At 66.4% G+C, this 19,205-nt stretch carries 18 protein-coding genes; 11 read left to right on the top strand and 7 right to left on the bottom strand.

Annotated elements, in window-relative coordinates; translation table 11 throughout:
- Positions 1-12: 12 nt before the first annotated feature.
- Positions 13-735, bottom strand: coding sequence for a GntR family transcriptional regulator (locus tag ACT54L_RS17515; protein WP_476086926.1), 723 nt, complete (start codon positions 733-735; stop codon positions 13-15).
- Between the two features lie 131 nt (positions 736-866).
- On the opposite strand from ACT54L_RS17515, the gene ACT54L_RS17510 reads away from it, so the two are divergent.
- The 11 genes from ACT54L_RS17510 to ACT54L_RS17460 all read left to right on the top strand — a co-directional run bounded on the left by ACT54L_RS17510 (position 867) and on the right by ACT54L_RS17460 (position 10,386).
- A complete protein-coding gene (locus ACT54L_RS17510) occupies positions 867-1,901 on the top strand; it encodes an ABC transporter substrate-binding protein (RefSeq protein WP_476086925.1) in 1,035 nt (344 codons plus the stop codon).
- Positions 1,898-3,337 carry a dihydropyrimidinase gene (gene hydA / locus ACT54L_RS17505; protein ID WP_476086924.1) on the top strand — a complete coding sequence of 480 codons (1,440 nt, stop codon included), beginning with the start codon at positions 1,898-1,900 and terminating at the stop codon, positions 3,335-3,337. Before ACT54L_RS17510 ends, hydA begins: the two co-directional genes overlap by 4 nt.
- Positions 3,328-4,089 carry an SDR family oxidoreductase gene (locus ACT54L_RS17500; protein WP_476086923.1) on the top strand — a complete coding sequence of 254 codons (762 nt, stop codon included), beginning with the start codon at positions 3,328-3,330 and terminating at the stop codon, positions 4,087-4,089. The genes hydA and ACT54L_RS17500 overlap by 10 nt, the downstream gene beginning before the upstream one ends.
- Positions 4,073-4,855 (top strand): D-glutamate cyclase family protein, encoded by a 783-nt coding sequence (locus ACT54L_RS17495; protein WP_476086922.1) that lies wholly within the window; start codon positions 4,073-4,075, stop codon positions 4,853-4,855. The genes ACT54L_RS17500 and ACT54L_RS17495 overlap by 17 nt, the downstream gene beginning before the upstream one ends.
- Complete coding sequence (locus ACT54L_RS17490; RefSeq protein ID WP_476086921.1) at positions 4,852-5,286, top strand: GlcG/HbpS family heme-binding protein; 435 nt, start codon at positions 4,852-4,854, stop codon at positions 5,284-5,286. Before ACT54L_RS17495 ends, ACT54L_RS17490 begins: the two co-directional genes overlap by 4 nt.
- Positions 5,283-6,107, top strand: a complete 825-nt coding sequence (locus tag ACT54L_RS17485) for an ABC transporter ATP-binding protein (RefSeq protein WP_476086920.1) — start codon at positions 5,283-5,285, stop codon at positions 6,105-6,107. The genes ACT54L_RS17490 and ACT54L_RS17485 overlap by 4 nt, the downstream gene beginning before the upstream one ends.
- A gap of 102 nt (positions 6,108-6,209) precedes the next feature.
- The gene (locus tag ACT54L_RS17480; RefSeq protein WP_476086919.1) at positions 6,210-6,983 is read left to right on the top strand and encodes an ABC transporter permease; all 774 of its coding nucleotides are present in this window, start codon (positions 6,210-6,212) and stop codon (positions 6,981-6,983) included.
- A 103-nt stretch (positions 6,984-7,086) separates the two neighbouring features.
- Entirely contained in the window at positions 7,087-7,410 is a 324-nt protein-coding gene (locus tag ACT54L_RS17475; RefSeq protein ID WP_476086918.1) for a con-10 family general stress protein, read from the top strand.
- A gap of 161 nt (positions 7,411-7,571) precedes the next feature.
- Positions 7,572-8,300, top strand: a complete 729-nt coding sequence (locus tag ACT54L_RS17470; RefSeq protein ID WP_476086917.1) for a winged helix-turn-helix domain-containing protein — start codon at positions 7,572-7,574, stop codon at positions 8,298-8,300.
- 52 nt (positions 8,301-8,352) lie between these two features.
- The gene (locus tag ACT54L_RS17465; RefSeq protein ID WP_476086916.1) at positions 8,353-9,747 is read left to right on the top strand and encodes a sensor histidine kinase; all 1,395 of its coding nucleotides are present in this window, start codon (positions 8,353-8,355) and stop codon (positions 9,745-9,747) included.
- Positions 9,748-9,885: 138 nt separating this feature from the next.
- A complete protein-coding gene (locus ACT54L_RS17460) occupies positions 9,886-10,386 on the top strand; it encodes a hypothetical protein (protein ID WP_476086915.1) in 501 nt (166 codons plus the stop codon).
- Between the two features lie 109 nt (positions 10,387-10,495).
- Here the strand turns inward: ACT54L_RS17460 and ACT54L_RS17455 are convergent, their stop codons facing one another.
- The 6 genes from ACT54L_RS17455 to ACT54L_RS17430 form a co-directional block, all read right to left on the bottom strand.
- Positions 10,496-11,263: a hypothetical protein gene (locus ACT54L_RS17455; protein WP_476086914.1), complete on the bottom strand. Its 768-nt coding sequence runs from the start codon at positions 11,261-11,263 to the stop codon at positions 10,496-10,498.
- A gap of 3 nt (positions 11,264-11,266) precedes the next feature.
- On the bottom strand, positions 11,267-12,334 hold the full coding sequence (locus ACT54L_RS17450) for a spermine/spermidine synthase domain-containing protein (RefSeq protein WP_476086913.1): 1,068 nt from the start codon (positions 12,332-12,334) through the stop codon (positions 11,267-11,269).
- Positions 12,331-12,768 (bottom strand): adenosylmethionine decarboxylase, encoded by a 438-nt coding sequence (speD, locus tag ACT54L_RS17445; RefSeq protein ID WP_476086912.1) that lies wholly within the window; start codon positions 12,766-12,768, stop codon positions 12,331-12,333. Before speD ends, ACT54L_RS17450 begins: the two co-directional genes overlap by 4 nt.
- 228 nt (positions 12,769-12,996) lie before the next feature.
- A complete protein-coding gene (locus tag ACT54L_RS17440) occupies positions 12,997-14,622 on the bottom strand; it encodes a Na+/H+ antiporter (protein ID WP_476086911.1) in 1,626 nt (541 codons plus the stop codon).
- A 250-nt stretch (positions 14,623-14,872) separates the two neighbouring features.
- Positions 14,873-17,041, bottom strand: coding sequence for a malate synthase G (locus ACT54L_RS17435; protein ID WP_476086910.1), 2,169 nt, complete (start codon positions 17,039-17,041; stop codon positions 14,873-14,875).
- Positions 17,042-17,304: 263 nt separating this feature from the next.
- Positions 17,305-19,068: a hypothetical protein gene (locus tag ACT54L_RS17430; RefSeq protein ID WP_476086909.1), complete on the bottom strand. Its 1,764-nt coding sequence runs from the start codon at positions 19,066-19,068 to the stop codon at positions 17,305-17,307.
- Between the last annotated feature and the right edge of the window lie 137 nt (positions 19,069-19,205).

The following is a 19,205-nucleotide window of genomic DNA, read 5'->3' as shown; positions in this document are numbered from 1 at the left end:
CGCAAGCCTCGCTTAGCTGCGGGCAAATACACCCATCATGTCAAACGCCACCGGGCGGCGGCGATCCAGCACCAGGGCGTCCTGAAGCTCGATGATGTGCGCCTTCATGAGCGCCACAGCCTGCGGCACGCGGCCGGCCGCGCAATGGCGGATCAATTCGTCATGATGATCGTGCCAGCCGGAGAGGCCAGTCTGGTTGTCGAAGAGATTGACGATCAGGCTGGTACGCGCCACCAGGAGGCGGACCTGTTCGGCCAGGATGGCATTGCCGGACAGGTGCGCCATCAGCACATGGAAGCCGCCGGACAGGTGGATGGCTTCGCGCATGTTGCCCTGTTCGCGCAGGCGGTGCTCCTGGTCGATGTTGTCTTGAAGGCGCGCGATGGCGGCAGTATCTGCCGCCCGCGCCACCGCCTCCGTGGTGCCGGCCTCGATGGCAACGCGGGCGGCGAAAACCTGCCGGGCTTCCTCGGCATCGGGGGCGGCCACAAAGGCCCCGCGCTTGGGAAAGAAGACCACAAGCCGCTCCCAGGTGAGGCGCTGGAGCGCGGTGGCCACCGTCCGTCGCCCGACGCCGAACGCCTCCACCAAGGCCAGCTCGGTGAGCTTGGTTCCGGGCAACAGGCGCTGATCCACGATGGCGGAGAAGAGGTGCTCATAGGCATCGTCCGCATCCTCCACCTTGGGGCGGTTGCGGTCATTCATGACCCCCACGAGCCGCTTTTCCTGCTTCATCGCTGTTCGCTCTGTCCAATGCGTGTGCGCGAGATTGTGCGCAATTCATAGCGCATCATTGCTATCATTCAAGTTCTCAAATGGCATAAGGCTTGCTGAAGAAGGGACAGCTCTCATCATCGGGGAACACCATGGCTCTTTCGCCGATCACCCGCCGGTCCTTCCTGTCCGCGGCCCTCGCGGCGCCGTTCGTCCTGAAGGCCGGCCTTTCGCGGGCCGCCACGCCCATCAAGTTCTCCCTGGCCGCGCCCTTCGACGGCTCCAATGCCGCCTTCTTCCTGGCGGAGCGGAACGGCTGGTACAAGGAAGCCGGGCTCGACTGCCAGTTTGATGCCGGCGCCGGCTCGGGGGAGGCGGTCTCGCGGGTGGGCTCGGGGGTCTATGATGCCGGCATTGCCGACATCAATTCCATGGCCGAGTTCAATGCCAAGAATGCGGGCGCGGCCATCCGCAACGTCTACATGGTCTATTTCCGCAGCCCGCTGTGCGTCGGCACCCTCGCCAAGTCCGGCATCACAAAGCCGGCGGACCTCGCCGGCAAGACCATCGGCGCTGCGGCGCCCGACGGGGCCTATCGGCTCTTTTCCACCTATGCGAAGGCCACCAAGCTCGACCCGGCTTCCGTCAAGTGGAACATGGTCGGCCTTCAGCTGCGCGAAGCGGTGCTGGCGGGCGGCAGTGCCGATGCCATCCTGGGCTTCGATTCCACCATGTATTTCGGCCTGCTGAAGGCGGGCGTGAAGCCGGAGGACATCAAGTTCCTCTATTATGACGATGCCGGCCTCGACCTTTATGGCAACGGCATCATTCTTTCCCAGAAGTTCCGCACCCAGTCGCCGGACGTGGCGAAGGCGTTCGTCGCCGCAAGCGCGCGGGGATGGCAGGCGGCCGCCCGTGATCCCAAGGCGGCCATTGCGGCCCTGAAGGCGCAGGCGCCGCTCATCAATGCCGACCTCGAGGAGCAGAAGCTCCTGTGGCTCATCAAGAACCAGCTGACCACGCCCGAATCCCGCGCCAACGGCCTCGGCGGCGTCGATGACGCCCGCCTGGCCCGCGGCATGGAGGCGGTGGCGGCGGGTTTCGGCTTTGCCGCCGTGCCCAAGCCCTCCGAAGTCTTCGACCCCGCCTTCCTGCCCTCGGCCGAGATCCGGAAGCTGCCGGCATGAGCTTCGATCTGGTCATACGGGGCGGGACGGTTGCCACTGCCTCGGACGTGTTCAAGGCCGATCTGGGCGTTCGGGCCGGGCGCATCGCCGCCATCGCCGATCGTATCGGCGATGGCGATCGCATCCTCGACGCCACCGGACGACTGGTGCTGCCGGGGGGCATTGATGCCCACTGCCACCTGGACCAGCCCCAGGCTCCCGGCCTTGCCTCCAAGGGCGCGACCATGGCCGATGGATTTCGCTCCGGCAGCATCAGCGCGGCCTTCGGCGGCACGACCACCATCGTGCCCTTCTGCGTCCAGCACCGCGGTCAGTCTCTCACCGCGGCGGTGGAGGACTATCACCGCCGCGCCGACGGGCAGACGGTGGGCGATTATGCCTTCCACCTCATCGTCAGCGATCCCACGCCGACGGTACTGGGGCAGGAATTGCCGGCACTGATCCGGCGTGGCCATACCAGCCTCAAGGTCTACATGACCTACGAGGCCATGCAGCTGAGCGACCGCCAGATCCTCGACGTGTTCGAGACGGCCCGCACCGAAAGGGCGGTCATGCTCATTCATGCCGAGAACCACGAGATCATCGGCTGGCTGGCCGATCGCCTGGAACGGGCCGGGCGCACCCGCCCGGTGGCCCATGCCCATTCCCGCCCCCTGGCTGTGGAGCGGGAAGCCACCCACCGGGCGCTCACCCTGGCGGAGGTTGCCGGCGTTCCTCTGGTCATCGTGCATGTGAGCGGAGGCGAGCCGCTGGACGAGATCCGCCGTGCCCGAGCGCGCGGCCATGTGGTCATCGCCGAGACCTGTCCGCAATATCTCCTGCTCACCGAGCAGGATCTCGACTTGCCGGACATGGAGGGCGCCAAGGCCATGTGCAGCCCGCCCCCGCGCGATGTGCGCGCGCAGGCCGCGCTATGGCAGGGGATCGAGGACGGCACCATCGACATCTTCAATTCCGACCACGCCCCTTACCGGTTCGACGGGGAGGGCAAGCTGAAGGCGGGTCGCACGCCGTCCTTCCGTGCCGTGGCGAACGGCATTCCCGGCCTTGAAACGCGCCTGCCCCTTCTCTTCAGCGAGGGCGTGGTCAAGGGGCGCATCGACTTGCCGCGCTTCGTGGCCCTCACCGCCACCAACAATGCCAAGCTCTATGGCCTGCACCCCCGGAAGGGCACCATCGCCGTGGGGGCGGACGCGGACCTCGTGCTCTGGGACCCGGATCGGCGGACCACACTCACCAATGACCTCCTACACCACAATGTGGACTACACGCCGTTCGAGGGGCTGGAGGTGCAGGGCTGGCCGCAGACCGTGCTCAGCCGTGGCGCGGTGATCGTGGAGGACGGGCAATTGAAGGCGGAGCCGGGCCGGGGGATGTTCCTGGCGCAGGAGACATCTTCGGCCTGGAAGACAAGGGACATCACGTCATGGATCTGAAGATCGCAGGCAAGCGCGCCCTTGTGCTCGGCGGCAATCGAGGCATGGGTCTCGCCATCGCCAGGATGTTGGCGGGGGAGGGGGCGGACGTGGCCATCGCCGCCCGCGACGCGGCTGCCCTTGCCGCCGCTGCCGATGAGATCGGCGGTGCGCGGACCTTTCACCTGGACCTCTCCGACACCGGAAGCCTCCCCGCCTTCGCGGAAGCGGTGGGGCCGGTGGACATCCTGGTGAACAACACGGGCGGCCCGCCCTATGGCGGTGCGCTTGCCCGAAGCCCGCAGGACTGGGAGGACAGTTTCCGCGCCATGTCGCTCTCCGTCATCCGTTTGACGGACCTGTTCCTGCCGGCCATGCGCCGCAACGGGTGGGGACGGGTGCTGACGATCGTAAGCACGGGCGCGGTGCAGCCCATTCCCGTCCTCGGCATTTCCAACACGCTGCGCGCGGGGCTCATCGCCTGGTCCAAGTCACTGGCGCCGGAAGTGGCGGGGAACGGCGTCACCATCAATGTCCTGATGCCCGGCCGCATCGCTACGGAACGGGTTGAGATGACCGATGCGGCGACGGCCGCGCGGGAGGGGGTGGACGTGGAGTTGGTGCGCCAGCGCTCCTTCGCCCAGATCCCCATGGGGCGCTATGGCCAACCGGAGGAGGTGGCGGCCCTCGCGGCCTTCCTGTGCTCCGGGCACGCCTCCTATGTGACCGGATCGGTTCATCGGGTGGACGGGGGCTATGTCCGCCATGTCTAGGAGCGAGACGGGCCGCGATGTGCGCCAGGCGAGCCGGACGGGCTTTGCGGGCGTCACGGTGGGGCGGGCGCCTGGATATGTGCAGGCGAACCTGTTCGTCCTGCCGGCAAGCCACGCCGTGGCGTTCGAGGCCTTTTGCGCGGCCAATGCCGCCGCCTGCCCGCTGCTCGGCTGCAGCGCGCCGGGGCGCCCGTGCATCGACGGGCTCGGCACCGACATCGACCTGCGTCACGACCTGCCCGCCTATCTCGTTCACGAAGGGCGCCTGTCGCACGCGGTGTCCGACATCGCCGACCTCTGGCGGCCGGATTTCGTGGCCTTTGCCCTTGGCTGCTGGCTGGGCGCGGAAGAGGCCCTGGCCGAGGCCGGCATCCGCCTGCGCCACCGGGAGCTGGGGCTTCAGGGCGGGCTTTACCGCACGGCTTTGCCCACACAGCCGGCGGGGATATTTGCCGGCTCGCTTGTGGCGTCCATGCGGCCGTTTCGGCTTGAGGATGTGAAGCGGGTCGCCGCCATCACGGCGCGCCTGCCGCGCAGCCATGGCGCGCCCCTTCATTATGGTGATCCCGGTGCCATTGGCATCGCCGATCTTGCCCGCGCGGATTGGGGCGACCCGGTCCTGCCCGAGGGCGGCGAGGTGCCCGTCTTCTGGCCCTGCGGCCTCACCGCCTTGGCGGCGCTTCACGCCTCCGGCCTGCCCTTCTTTATCAGCCACGCACCGGGCGCCATGCTCGTAACCGATCTCAAGGAGGCGCTCGCGCCATGACCATCGTCCGCCCCGCCACCAAGCTCACCCACAAGGGGGCGCTTCTCGTTCTCTCCGCAGCCGTGGATGCGGCGGAGGCCATGGGCGTGCCGCAGTGCATCGCCATCGTGGACGAAGGCTGCAACCTCCTCGCCTTCGCCCGCATGGACGGCTCCCGTGTCCTGTCCATTGAAAGCGCCACGCGAAAGGCCATGACATCCGCAACAACGGGCCAGCCCACGGGCTCCATCTCCCCGGACAAGGCGCTGCTTCTGGCCGAGGCCACCAGCGGACGGATGACCAACCTTAAGGGCGGCCTCCCGCTCCTGGCGAACGGTCACATCGTGGGCGGCATCGGCGTCGGCTCGGGGTCGGGCGAGCAGGATCTCCAGGTGGCAGAGGCGGCCGTCGCCGCCTTCGCGCGGCTCTTGGATGAAGGGCAGGGGGCATGACCGCCCTTGCCGCCGTCCTGGAGGGCCCGGCAAGCCGGGTCGCACAGCTGGAAGACGTGCAGGTGCGCTTCGGCACCGGGGCGACTGCCTTCCTCGCCCTCGACCGGACCAGCCTGACGGTCCGGGACGGCGAATTCGTCGCCATGGTCGGGCCGTCGGGATGCGGAAAGTCCACCATCCTCAAGTTGGTGGCCGGGCTCCTGCGCCCCACTGAGGGCCATGTGTTCGTGGCGGGCCGGGAAGTGGGGGCCACCCGCATGGGCGTGGGCATGGCATTCCAGAACCCCACCATGATGCCGTGGCTGACCATTCGCGAGAACATCATGCTGCCGCTCAAGATCGTGAAGCCCTATGCGGACACGTTCTCGCGCGACCGGCACACGGTGTTCCGCCAGCGCGCCGATGACCTCCTGGCGAAGGTGGGCCTCACCGGTTTCGGCGATCGTCGGCCGTGGGAATTGTCGGGCGGCATGCTTCAGCGCGCCAATCTGTGCCGGGCACTGATCCACGCGCCCAAGCTGCTGATGTTGGACGAGCCGTTCGGCGCGCTGGACCAGTTCACCCGAGAAGAATTATGGGGCGTGCTCCAGGACCTCTGGATGGACACGCGGCCCACTGTCTTCCTGGTGACCCATGATCTGCGGGAGGCGGCCTTCCTGGCGAGCCGCATCCTGGTGATGAGCGCGCGGCCCGGCCGTGTCATCGAGGATCGGGAGGTGGACTTCGCCCGCCCGCGCAGCCTGGAGACCACGTTCCAGCCCGATTTCGCCGACCTGACCAACGATTTGCGACGCATGATCTTCGAGGCCCGGAAGGCGTGACGCCCGTCCCCGGCCCCCCGTCTGCGCCCATCCCACGTCCCTTTGTTCAAGCCTCATTCCCTTCCGGCGGCGCGGCCGGGACGGTGATCCGGGAGTTGCCCCATGTCCCAGCGCACCGCCGACCACCTGAAATCCGCTGGACTTATCCTGCTGCTCTTCTGCGCCTGGGAGGCGGCCTGCATTGTCTTCGCCATCAGCCCCATCGTGCTGCCGCGACCGAGCGCCGTTCTCACCACGCTCATCCTTCAGATGCCGGCGCTGTGGCCCCACATCTTGCAGACCCTCATCACCACCATGATCGGCTTTGCGGCCGGGATGGCCATTGGTGTGGCGCTGGGAGCGATCGTGGGCATGTCGCGCACGGCCTATAATGTGGCCTATCCGCTGCTCGTGGGCTTTTCCTCTATTCCGAAGGTGGCCGTGGTGCCCATCTTCGTGCTCTGGTTCGGGTCGGGCACGGTGCCGGCCATCCTGACCGCCCTGACCACCTGCATCTTTCCCATCGTCGTCAACGTGGCCACCGGGCTTGCCACCACAGAGCCGGAAGCCGAGGACGTGCTGAAAGCCCTGGGTGCCAGCCGGTCCCAGGTGTTCTGGAATGTCAGCTTGCCGCGCACCATGCCCTACTTCTTCGCCTCGCTGAAAATCGCCGTCACACTGGCCTTTGTGGGCACGGTTCTGTCCGAGACGGTGGCGGCGAACCGGGGCATCGGCACGGTGATGATGATGGCGAGCGCCAGCTTTGACGTGCCTCTGGCCTTTGCCGGCCTATTCGCGCTCGCGGCTCTCGGCATCCTCCTCTACGCCATCTTCGCCGTGCTGGAGCAGCGGGTGTGCGGCTGGGCCAACCGCAAGCAGGACCTGGCCATGGGCTGACCAGTGGAGCCCGTGCGCGATGTTTGCGGCCAAGCTGGAACGCCCATGGCTCCCGGTCGTTGGAAAAGGCAAGGCATGGGCGGGCACGCAAAGGAGAAACGCAATGGCGAACGAACATCGCGGTGGATCCGGCAATTTCGCCAATGATCGTGAGCGGGCGTCTGAAGCCGGCCGCAAGGGTGGCGAGCACAGTCACCAGAACCAGCAGTCGCAGGGCGGCTCGCAGAACAAGCAGCAGGGCGGCAGCGGCAACTTCGCGGATGATCGCGAGCGGGCCTCGGAGGCCGGCCGTAAGGGTGGCGAGCATAGCCACCAGAAGCAGCAGTCGCAGGGCGGCTCGCAGGACAAGCAGCAAGGCGGCAGCGGCAATTTCGCGGATGACCGGGAGCGCGCCTCGGAAGCCGGCCGCAAGGATGGTCAGCGCTGAGCAAGGACCACTGGTGAGTGTGGAATGGCCTGCCCTTTGGGCAGGCCATTTTGCGTTGGACGAGAGGGAGACGACCATCACCTTGCCTTGCGGAAGGTATTGAGCTGCCGCATTCCTCCCACATTTGTGTCGAACGGTGGTTTTCCCGCGAGACACACCTGATGCGCCTGCTGCTGGTCGAAGACGATACGGACACCGCCACCTATATCGCCAGTGGGTTTCGCGCCCTGGGCCATGTGGTTGATGTGGCCAGCAACGGGCGTGACGGCTTGTTTCTGGCCGCGAGTGAAGCGTACGACTTGGCGATTATTGATCGCATGCTGCCGCAACTGGACGGCCTGTCGCTGCTGAAGACGCTGCGTGGGGCCAATGTGAATGTGCCGGCCTTGTTTCTCACCACCCTGGGCGGACTGAATGATCGGGTTCAGGGGCTGGAGGCCGGCGGCGACGACTATCTGGTGAAGCCGTTCGCTTTCTCCGAGCTGGTCGCCCGCGCCAATGCCCTCATGCGCCGCCCGCCCATGAACGCGCCCCAGACCCTCCTGCGGGTGGCGGATCTTGAATTGGACAGCGCGCGGCGCGTGGTCACCCGCGCGGGCAAGCATGTGCCGCTCCAGCAGCAGGAATTCCGTTTGCTGGAATATCTCATGCGCCACGCCGGACAGGTGGTCACCCGCACCATGCTGCTGGAAAATGTGTGGGGGTTTCATTTTGACCCCAAGACCACCATCGTGGAGACCCATATGAGCCGTCTGCGCGCCAAGGTGGATCGGGATTTCGATCCCCATCTGATCCACACCTTGCGCGGTGCCGGCTATTATCTGCGGGCGCCCGACGCGCCTCCTGCCGAAAGCTCAGCCCTGCCGGACGGCCGGGAAGGCCTGGCATGAGCCGGCAGCCGCGGCCGGCGCCGGGCGTGGGGCATCTGTTGCGGGCGCGGCAATGAATTTCCTCCGCTTTACCCGCACTTCCACCTTTCGCCTCGCCCTCATCTATGTGGCAGGATTTGGTATTGGCACCGCGCTGCTTTTTACCTTCCTTTACTACCGGATCACCGACTATTCCTTCGAGCTGATCCGCACCTCCATCCGCACCGAAGTTTCGCTCATGTCCTCCGAGGATGCCGGGGGGCGCTACGAGCAATTGGAGCATGAGGTGAACGAGCGGGCGGCCGCCGCGGAATCCAATTCCTCTTATTATCTCCTCCAGGATGCCTCCGGCCGGCGGATCGCAGGCAATATTGATGCGGTCTCGCCCATCGAGGGCTTCTTCACCCTCTCCGTCGCCCCGGTCCATATCCGCCGGAGCGAAATGGCGCTCATGGACGGGGTGGTGCTCTCCAATGGCTGGTACCTGGCCGTGGGGCAGACCCTGGATGACTTCTACAACCTCCATCAGGAGATCGGCCGTGCCCTGGTGGTGGCCGGCGGGGCCATCGCGCTCCTGGCCATGGTGGGCGGGCTGTTCCTGTCCGCGGGATTCCTGCGGCAGGTGGAGGCGATCAATCGCACCATCGAGACCATCATCCGCGGCCATCTCGACCAGCGCATCCCGCTGCGGGGCACCCGCGACGAGATGGACCGCCTGGGACGCAACCTGAATCGGATGCTGGAACGCATTCAATTGCTCATGGAGCACGTGCGACAAGTCTCCAATGACGTGGCCCATGACCTGCGCACGCCGCTCACCCGCCTGCGTCATCGGCTGGAGCAGGTGCGGGACCAGCCGTCCACCCTGCGCGATTACGAGCAGGCGGTGGATGCCTGCATCGCCGAGACCGACGAAATCCTCGCCACCTCCGCCGCCTTGTTGCGCATCGCGGAGGTGGAGGCCGGCAAACGGGTCGAGGCCTTTCGCGTCTTCGACCTCTCCGACCTGTTCGAGACCATGGGCGAGATCTATGGCCCCGTGGCGGAGGATGCCGGGCAAGTGCTCCATCTGCGCGTCGCGCCCGCCGTCCACGTCTTCGGCGACCGGGAATTATTGGCCCAGATGCTGGTCAACCTGATCGAGAATGCGGTGCGGCACTGCCCCGCCGGAGCCAGCATCACCATCGAGCTTGGCATCGATCAGGGCGCGCCCATGGCGGTGGTGCGGGACACGGGGCCAGGCATTCCCGCCGCCGAGCGGGATCGCGTCTTCCAGCGCTTCTACCGGCTGGAGCGCAGCCGCACCACGCCGGGCAGCGGCCTGGGGCTCGCACTGGTGGCCGCCATCTGCGACATGCACGGCATCGAGCTGACGGTGGAGGATGGCCTGCCCGGCACCTTGTTCCGCCTGTGCTTCCGGCCGCACGACCTGACGGATGCAGGCTTTCAGCGCCGGCTGATCGCGTGAAGAGCGGGCGCGCGGCAGGTGGGGCACGGGCCACCTTACCCAGATGTAAGGTGGAGGTCAGAGGGAGCCAAAACCGCCGCGCCTAGGGTGAGGGCATCCCAAGCGGCCCGGCTGCTTCCCCACCCGAGAGACCCCATCATGCCCCTTTGCCTGCCCTCCCGCCGCGCCGTCCTTCTGTCCGCCGCCGCACTGCTGGTGGCGCCGCGATTGGCGCGCGCCGGCGTGACCCAGCTGGAGGGCTTCTCCATCTGGGTCCCGTCAAACTGGGTGACGCAGACCAACGACGACCGCATCGACGCCCATTCCGCCAATGAGGTGCTGTATCTGCGCGCGCAGCTGTTGGATCTGCCGCCCAAGGGAACGCTTGCCACCGCGCCGCTGGAAGGCGTCATCGACGATGAACTCGATGACTATGATCTCCTGTCCGACCAGATGGACACCAGCGGACCCAAGCCCTTGCGGGTGGTGGAAGGCAGCGGCGAGGACGAGGGGGATGACGTGCTTTTCCGCGTGGTGGCCATTCCCGCCGCTCAGCCGACGCAAGTGGTGCTGGCCATGATCTACGCCGAGGAGGACGCGTTCCAATACCAGTCCAACCGGGACACCGTCGGACGCATCCTGGCCAGCCTTACGGTGTGAGGTCCCAGGCCTCGCCGGCCCGGCCGGGGGGGGGTCACCTCCCGTCCCTGGCGCAAAACGCAACCGCCCGCCGTGGTGAACGGCGGGCGGTCTGTTTGTGTAGCGGGTGTCAGGCGCCGGTTACCAGGAGAACCAGTTCCCCCAGCAGCACCACCAGGATCAGCAGCTCGATGACCACCTCGGTGCGGAAGTAGCGATATTCCAGCAGGCGATCATTGGCGGTGTCGTAGAGGTCCTGCGCACATTCCAGGCTGTCCTCCAGATTGTCCGCCCGGCCCTGAAGGTCGGCCTGGAGGATCAGTTCGCCGAGCATCCGGCGCGCCGGGAGGTCGAGGCCCAGCCGCTCTCCCGGCCGGCGCAGGTCCCGCATCAGATCGGTGTGGTCGAGGCGCAGCGTCATGGCCCAGCGGGTCATCTCGCTCACATGGGCCTGGCGGGACAATTCGGCATGGCCCACCCCATGGGTCAGCGGAACATCCGCGCGCAGGTGGGGCTGACGCACGGCCAGGCTGTCTTCGATCTGGCGCAGCCGTTCGCAGAGGTCGTGAAAGCCGATGAGGGCGGCACAGGCCGGTTCGGTCAGTTCCGGCCCGCCGAACAGGGCGGCCCGGTGGCCGCGCATGAGCATGCGCAGCCCCCGGAAGGTCACATCGGTTGCGGTGCCGCCAGCCGGGGTGCCCGTCATGACCCAGGCTTCCACCAGCCGCTGGGCACCCACCTGGCCGATCTGGTCCACGTGGATGACCATGAGGCCGTCGCCCGGCATCGTCTCGGCCGCGCCCAGCAGGGCGGGGTCGATGTCGCGCCAGGGGGCGGCGCCCCCCGCTTGCGCGAACAACTGGCGGCCGCGGGGGGCCTGGATGACAGGCGCGAGCATGGCTTAGTTCTCCCAGCCCCGCACGGGTTCCACATCCTCGATGTCCGGGGGCGGAACGAAGGGCGTGCCGTCCTCCAGAATCGGCCCCGCCAGCGAGAGCAGGAAACGAGTCTCCCGGTCGTGGCAGAAGGCCGCCTGCAGAAAGGCACCGTCCAGGTGGGTAAGCCAGCCCTCCGGCAGCCGCCGCGCCGCAATCTGGTCGATGACGTCCGGCGCAAAGTCCGCCGGATCGGCGAAGTCCGAGGCGATCAGGAAGCCCCAAGTGCCAAGGAAAGAGGGAATGGCGCAGCGATAGCTGTGCACCTGCCGGAATACCGTGCGCAGGGTGCGGTGGAGCGCGGTATGCCCCTTGAAGTCCAGGCTGGAAAACTCAAGGCCCTGCACTGCGATGATGCCGCCGGGTCGCAGGCGCGACTTGAGCGTCTCGTAGAATTCGCGGGTGTAGAGGCGCTGGGCGGGACCATTGTCCAGCATGTCCACCACATCGATGATGACCACGTCGAAGAGGCCGCCGGCTTCTTCCACATAGGCCCGGCCGTCGCAGAAATTCATCTCCACCCGCGGGTCGGAGAAGGAATTGCGATGCCAGCGGGGCAGGTGTTCCCGGCACACGTCCACCGCGGCCTGGTCGAGGTCCACCATCACCGCCCGGCGCACGCTGCCATGGGCGAGCACTTCCCGCAGCGTGGCGCCTTCGCCGCCGCCGATGACCAGCACGTCGCGGGGCGCCTCGTGCATGAGCATGGCCGGCTGAACCAGCATCTCGTGATAGAGTTCCTCGTCGGATTCCGAGCTCTGGATGGCGCCGTCAAGGATCAGCACGCGGCCATAATTCAGCGTGTCCGCCACCACGATGGACTGGTAGGACGAACGGCTCACATGGACGATCCCGCTCGCACGGAACGAATAGGTGTCGTAGGGGTCGGCCGTGTCCAGCACATGGACCGGCGGGACCGTGCTGGGGTCCTCTTCCTCCACATAGCAGCGGTCCGCCGGCAAGGGCGGCAGGTCATAGGGGCGGGGACGCAGCGGCAGAGCCAGCCGGGACGCAGCAATCGTGGGGCCCTTCATGCGACCCTCCCATGGACAAGGCCGTTCCAGGACGGCGTGGTGAGAATGCGGGGCACGGTGGTGAGGGCACCTTGTTCCCCGCGGGTAAAGTCCGTCTTGCGCACGGAGCCGGCGGCAAAGGCCTGGGCCAGGAAGCGGGCGGCGGCGTCCACCATGAGGCGGGAATTGCAGGTGAAGACATCGATGGCCGCATAGCGGCGCTCGGGCCACGTGTGGATGGCAATGTGAGATTCGGCGATGACCACCACCCCGGACAGACCATGGGGCTCGAAGCGGTGGAAGCTGTCGGTCACGATGGTGGCCTGCGCCACCCGCGCCGCCGCGAGCATGGTGTCGCGCACCCAGTCCAGATCATCGATCTCGGCACAGGTGCAGTCATAAAGATCAAGCACGCATTGCCATCCGGCAGGGGTGCCCTGGAATTCATCAGCCATGGGGATCTCTTATGGAGTGGGACTTCGCAACCCCGCCCGAGGCCTCGGGGCGAGGCGTCGGGTTCGGCTCCATAGCTAGAGGGGGGGCGCTTCGGCCTCCCTGACCCCAATATTACATCTTGGTAAGGTGAAACGCCGACCCGGGCGGGACGCACCTCCGGCCCTTGGAAATGCAGGGAAACATAATTTTCCCAGGCGGACCAAAGGCGTGGAAAACGTGGCGATGGCTCATGTGGACGAGAAGCGGGTCTCCAGGAGGTCCACCTCCGCCACCAGCTGGCGGGCCATTTCGTCGGGGATCTGGTGGGCGCGGGCGAGCCGGTAAAGCTCATCGCGTTCGGCATGCATGCCCACAAGGTAAAGCTCGCGCTCGATCTGCCCGATGGCCTTGCTGCGGACCGCGTCCTCGCCGGTCTTGCTCCGGCGCGCCACGCGCTCCCGGTACTGGCCCATGATCCGCGTGCCGATCTCGGCATAAAGGTCCATCTGGCCCTTGTGTTCCCCAAGGTCGTGCTGCGCCCGCCCGATCGCCCGGATGGCCGCTTCCGCGGCGCTGGTGCGCGCCCGGTCCTCCCGGGCCCGATGGGTGGCTTCCGGCGGCAAGGTCAGGCCCTTTAGAAGCAGCGGCAGGCCGATGCTGGCGGCCAGCAGCGAAACGATGATGGCCCCGGCGGCGAGGAAAATGGCCAGTTCGCGGGCGGGAAAGGCGGTGCCGTCGGGCAAGGCAAGAGGCAAGGTCAGGACGCCCGCCAGCGTCACCGCGCCGCGCGCGCCCGCAAGCGAGGTGGCCGCCACCAATTGCCAGGCTGGGCGCGCACCGGTCTTGCGGAACATGGTGTAGCGCAGGGACACCCACACCCAAAGGAAGCGCAGGGCGAACAGGGCGGCGTTGATCGCCACCACATACAGCAGCAGCCACGCCTGGCCATGCTGTCCGGTCTCCCGCTCCGCCAGCGTCACGCTAGCCACAAGACGTGGCAATTGCTCGCCCAGCAGCACGAAAATGGTGCCGTTGGCGGCGAAGCTGATGGTGTCCCACACCGCGGTCCGCTGCACGCGGGTGCGCGCCAGCGCTCGGCCGGACTGCTCCACCCGGCTCATGGTGATGCCGGCGCTGACAGCGGCCAGGATGCCCGAGCAGCCCAGATGCTCGGCCACCAGATAGGCGCCGAATGGGATCAGCAGGCTGATGAGAATTTGCGAACCGGGCTCCTCCCCATAGTGGGCGGAAACCCAGTTCTTCGCGCTGGAGACCGCCAGCGTCACCCCCGCGCCAATGGCAATGCCGCCGAGGGCGAGCCAGAGGAAGACGCCGAAGGCCTCCAGGGGATTGAAAGCGCCGGTCAGGGCGGCGGCAACGGCGAAGCGCATGCACACGAGGCCGGACGCATCGTTGAACAGCGCCTCGCCTTCCAGGATGTGCATGAGCCGGCGCGGAAACGGCACCCGCTCGGCAATGGCCGATACCGCTACCGGATCGGTGGGGGAAAGCACGGCTGCCAGCGCAAAGGCCACAGGCAGGGGCATGGTGGGGATCAAGAGATGGACGAACAGCCCGACCCCCAGCACCGTGAACACCACGAGGCCCAGCGCCAGGGCCAGAACCGTGCCCCGGTCCCGTCTCAGGCCGTCCTTGGGAATGCGCCAACCATCGAGGAAGAGCAGGGGCGGCAAGAACAGCAGGAAGAACACTTCGGGCCGCAGCTCGACGCCCACATTGGCTACCGCCGCCACGAGCGCCCCGAGCAGGATCTGAACCAGGGGCAAGGGCAAAGGGACGGGAGCGATGCGAACGATGGAGCCACTCACCGTCACCGTCAGGATCAAGACCAGTATAGTGGTAACAGGTTCCATGATGTCGCCAAATGTCGGTCGCGCAATATGCGCTTCATATGGCGGGAAGCTTGAAAGGCAAATGCCGAACATGCGTCCGGGCAGAAATCAGGCGGATCTGTTGATCCCCTGATAGGGAACGGGACCCCTTGGCGCCGCTGCGGCGGGACCCCCAATTCTTCGACGATCGGGTCCCGGTGTTCCTGATGGTGCCAGCCCCGGTGCAGGGCCAACCGGGCAAGGGGGCTTGTGTGCCCCCTTGCCCGCAGTGTCAGGCGAGCGAAGCCTTCAGCTCCAGACGACGCTGGTGCAGCAGGGGCTCGGTGTAGCCATTGGGCTGCTCACGTCCCTTGAAGACCAGATCGCAGGCCGCCTGGAAGGCGAGGGAGCCGTCGAAATTCGGCGCCATGGGACGATAGAGCGGGTCGCCGGCATTCTGCCGGTCCACCACCGCCGCCATGCGCTTCATGGTCTCCATCACCTGCTCTTCGCTGCACACGCCGTGGCGCAGCCAATTGGCGATGTGCTGGGAGGAGATGCGCAGGGTGGCGCGGTCTTCCATCAGGCCGACATCATGAATGTCCGGCACCTTGGAGCAGCCGACCCCCTGGTCCACCCAGCGCACCACATAGCCAAGAATGCCCTGGGCGTTGTTGTCCAGTTCCTTCTGAATGTCCTCGGGCGTCCAATTGGGGCGCACCGCGACGGGGATGGTGAGGAGGTCGTCAAGCTTCGCCTTGGGGCGGCTGCGCAGGGCCGCCTGCACCGCGTGCACGTCCACCTGGTGATAGTGGGTGGCATGCAGGGTCGCGGCGGTGGGGGAGGGCACCCAGGCGGTGTTGGCGCCGGCCTTGGGGTGGGCGATCTTCTGCTCCAGCATGGCCGCCATCAGATCGGGCATGGCCCACATGCCCTTGCCGATCTGGGCATGGCCGGCGAGGCCGCATTCAAGGCCCGTATCCACGTTCCAATTCTCATAGGCACCGATCCAGGTGGCCTGCTTCATGTCGCCCTTGCGGACCATGGGGCCAGCTTCCATGGAGGTGTGGATCTCGTCGCCGGTGCGGTCGAGGAAGCCCGTATTGATGAAGGCGACCCGGGCCGAGGCAGCGCGGATGCATTCCTTGAGGTTCACCGTGGTGCGGCGCTCCTCGTCCATGATGCCCATCTTGATGGTGTTGCGGGCAAGGCCGAGCAGGTCCTCGACCCGGTCGAAGATCTCCACCGCGAAGGCCACTTCTTCCGGCCCGTGCATCTTGGGCTTGACCACATACATGGAACCGGCCCGGCTATTGGCCCGCCGACCCTTAGGCCCGATGTCGCGCAGGGCAATGAGCGCGGTGATGGCCGCGTCCATGATGCCCTCGGGGATCTCGGAGCCATCCTCCAGCAGGATGGCCGGATTGGTCATGAGGTGCCCGACATTGCGCACCAGCATGAGCGAGCGGCCGGGCAGAACCAGCGTGCCGCCTTCCGGCGCCGTATAGGTGCGGTCGCCGTTCAGCGCGCGGGTAAAGGTGCGACCGCCCTTGGAAATGTCTTCCTTCAGGTCGCCGGTCATCAGGCCGAGCCAGTTGCGATAGGCGACCACCTTGTCGTCCGCATCCACCGCCGCGACCGAATCCTCGCAATCCTGGATGGTGGTGAGCGCGGCTTCCAGCACGATGTCGGAAATGCCAGCCCCGTCATCCTTGCCGATGGTGCTGGCGCGGTCGATGACGATCTCCACATGGAGGCCGTTCTTCTTCAGCAGAACGGCGGAGGGCGCCGCCGCATCGCCGCGATAGCCGACAAATTGGGCGGGGTCAGACAGGCCGGTGTCGCCCACCAGGAGGATGCCGTCCTTCACCGACAGCGCACCCGCCTCGGCCCAGGAACCGCCGGCGAGCGGGGCGCTCCGGTCCAGGAAGGCGCGACCCCAGGCGATGACCTTGGCGCCGCGAACGGGATTATAGCCGGTGCCCTTCTCCGCCCCGTCGGCCTCGGAAATGGCGTCGGTGCCGTAGAGCGCGTCATAAAGCGAGCCCCAGCGGGCGTTGGCGGCATTGAGCGCGTAGCGGGCGTTCATCACCGGCACCACCAGCTGCGGGCCGGCCAGCTCGGCGATCTCGGGATCCACATTCTGCGTGGTGACGGTGAACGCTGGGCCTTCCGGCACCAGATAGCCGATCTTAGCCAGGAAATCCTTGTAGGCCTGGAGCTCGATGGGAGCGCCATTTTCGCGATACCACTGGTCGAGCCGGGCTTGGAGAGTGTCGCGCCGCTCCAGCAGTTCGCGATTGCGCGGCGCCAGATCATGGGCGATGGCGGAAAAGCCCGTCCAGAAGGCGTCCGGGGAAATGCCGCTGCCGGCCAGGGCTTCCTGCTCAACGAAGTCGTGCAGAACCGTCGCAATGCGCAACCCGGCGCGTTCCACCCTCGGTTCAGTCCCGCTTGCCATGTGCACTCCGTTCATCTTCCAAGGCGAGCGCGCATCCTGCGGAATCGTTGGCCGCACACACGCCCAACGGCCTCGCCTTCGTTTGTTTTGCCGTGACGGCTTCCCCGGCATGCTGCCGGAGTGTCCCTCTTCCTAGCCCCAAAAGGGCGAAATTGCTCTAGGGAACACTTCTTGCGCAGAGCAAATGCCCTCATCGTCCTGCAAGCCGTTGCAGGAGGGCAGCTGCCTCGCCGCCAACCGTTGGGGCCGCAGGAGGAAGGGCCTCAGTCCGCGCCAAAAGTGAGGCGGTACAATCGGATGCGGTATTGCGGCTGCCACACCCAGTCCGCGAGCCCCTCGGAGCTTAGGGTGATGGCCGTGGGGCGCGGAGCATTCGGCGCACCCTTGGGCAGGGCAACGAAGTTCGTCGCTGTCATCACCACCGGCGAGAGGACGAAGCCGGTCTCGCCCATCCGATAGATGTAGCGGAACGCGGATTCCGTACCATCGGGCATATGGTAGGTAATGAAGAGGAGAGGGGACTTATAAAGCAGTCCCCAGAGGCGGCCGATCAGCGAGGGCCGCATCTCGACCTCCGCCCAGACAACGGATTGCAGGTCCTGCGGCAGAGCAATCCGCTCCCCGAAGCGGAGATCCTGCGTGCCCAAAGGTTCCAGCTTGAACGTTCCAGGGATCGCCCGACGCTCCAGGATCGCGGCATCCGTGCCGTAAGATCCAAGATGGATCACCTGGTTGGTTCGATAGAGGCTCAAGAGCAGGGGCCAGCTGTTTCCATCCTCCAGCATGGGAAGGCGGCCATCAATGGGCTGAACGGAGAAGATGACGTTTCGCGGCGCGTTCGGACCCGTGAGGTGCTCGGCATCTGCGCGCAGCAGTTCCGGCGTATAGGCCGAATAGCTCTGAAGCACAGGACGGGGCGCCCATTTCAGGCCAGCGGCGAGCAAGGCGGCCTGGGAGAAGGAATACACATCCGTTGTCCCTTCCAGGGCAGGAAGCGGAACCGCGGTGCGGATCTTCGCAAGGCTCTCCTCGAACTGCGCGCGCGGATAGTCAGGTTGAGTGAGGCGCAAATAAAGCCCCGCCCAGGCGCGGTAAGATCGGCGCACCACGTCGCCTCCCAACGGGCCGGTGAGCGCCACGGCCAGCCAGCAGGCCACGGCCGCGCCGAGCCCGATCCAGGCTTTGCCGCGGTCCCTCTCCCGCATGCCGTCCACCAGCAGCCCGCCCCACCCCACCAGCATGACGATTCCGAGCGCCGCTGAAGGATGGCGCCCGCCATGCCGCACGAACCCTTCCTTGAAGCCCAGGAACAGGAGCATGGCCATGCCGAGGAGAAGGAGCATTCCGGCCATCCCGCCTCGCAAATGGCGCAAGTGGAGCCCACAAATAAAAAGGCAGGCCAGGAAAAAGACGCCGATATGCCAGTAAGGCCCGGCGCGAGACATGGCGTCGGGATAGCCTGCTATGATGTACCAGCCGTTGGCAAAGTAAGCCGGCAGCGCGGTGAGGTTCTGGCCGCTGATAAGCCAGCACGCAACGATGGCCGCCAGCAAACCCGCAAGGCACACGGCCGCAAGCCGCCCCCTGCCCGCCACGGTCAGCATGACCGCCCCGAGAGAGACCAGCGCGAAGGCCCCGATAGCGGAGGTGCCCTTGACCAGCACCAGCACGCCAAGCGCCGGCGTCATCAGGGGGAGGATGGCGGCGCGCCACTCCGCGCCCGCCTCTCCGGTCCCCGCGGTGGCGAGCCGATGGGCGATGAGCAGGAACAGCAGGGGAACCGCGACCAACTGGGGGTCCATGTCCAGAAGCGGCAGGATCAGCGCAAATCCCAAGGCGGGCAGCCATCTGCCCGGGCCGGCCAAGGCGAGCAGGCCGCCGGCCGTGGTCACGGCGAGGACCATCCCGCCATAGATCATCAAGCCGTCCGTCTCCGGCTGAAACATGCCGGTGTAAATGGACAGAAAGGGGCCGAAGGTGAAGGTCAGCGGCTGGCCGATAAGACCAAGGCGTGTCGCCTCGTTCATGCCGAACTGCCAGCCACCTCCCAAAGTCGGAATCGGAAAGGTCGGTGAAAAAGCGACAAACGCGGCAATGCAGCCGCACAGGATGGCTCCGGCCCCAAGGATCTGAAGGGCGATATGTCCCGAAGATGTTTGGCGTT

It is taken from the genome of Aquabacter sp. DMC10 (assembly GCF_056314145.1).
This window is presented reverse-complemented; position numbering and strand designations above follow the sequence as displayed.